This window comes from Gluconobacter potus, assembly GCF_015244705.1.
GTDB classification, from domain to species: Bacteria; Pseudomonadota; Alphaproteobacteria; order Acetobacterales; family Acetobacteraceae; genus Gluconobacter; species Gluconobacter potus.
The window spans coordinates 1-865 of the sequence record NZ_JABCQF010000058.1; the positions used below are offsets into that span (position 1 = coordinate 1).

At 54.5% G+C, this 865-nt stretch carries 1 protein-coding gene; it reads right to left on the reverse strand.

From position 1 onward, the window contains the following. Positions 1 to 13: 13 nt before the first annotated feature. Positions 14 to 768, reverse strand: a protein-coding gene (locus HKD31_RS15935) for an IS5 family transposase (protein ID WP_085948960.1) whose coding sequence is annotated in 2 segments (ribosomal slippage) — positions 14 to 432 and positions 432 to 768 — 756 coding nt in all. Because the reading frame shifts where the segments join, the coding sequence is not laid out codon by codon here. Positions 769 to 865 lie beyond the last annotated feature (97 nt).

Below are 865 nucleotides of genomic sequence, written 5' to 3' on the forward strand. Positions count from 1 at the left end.
CTAGGGTGTGTCGTCAGTTAATTCCAATGATGGCGGAGACGAATTGCACGGCTGCGAGGAAAGTTGACTTCAGCTTGTCATATCGTGTTGCAATACCTCTGAACTGTTTAAGTCTGGCGAAAAAGCGTTCGATGATGTTTCGTTTTTTATAAAGCGAAAAGAGGATTTTCCGTGGATTGCGTCGGTTTTTCTTTGACGGAATAACCGGTGTGATCCCCCGCTCTTCAAGCTTTTCGATGAGGGGATCGGCATCATAAGCCTTGTCGGCGATGAAGACCTCGGGATCGACTTCATCGAGCAATGGCTCTGCTTCTGTGATGTCGGCCCTTTGTCCGGGCGTCAGGGAAAGAGCCACAGCCTTTCCCGCGGCATCGACAATGGCATGGATTTTCGTGGTCAGTCCGCCACGGGACCGCCCGGTGGCCTGATCCATCCCCCTTTTTTACGGGCGCCCGCGCTATGCTGGTGAGCACGGACAATGGTGCTGTCGATCATCATGTATTCGTTGTCATGGTCAGCAGCCAGATGCCGGAAAATCCGCTCGATCACGCCGCCTTCGCACCAGCGACGCAGCCGCCGGTGCACGTTCTTCCAGTCCCCGAACCGGGCAGGCAGATCACGCCAGGGAATGCCTGCACGGTAACGATACAGCACGGCTTCGATAAACAGACGGTTATCCGCAGCCGTCCCACCGACATGACCTTCGCGACCCGGGAGAAGATCTTTTATCCGTTCCCACTGACCATCGCTCAGACCATACCGTCGCATTCACACTCTCCCCGTTCCAGAAACAGGAAGAAAACATCACAGATCAAACGGGAGTACAAGCTTCATAAGCCCCCCGTTTAACTGACGACACGCCCTA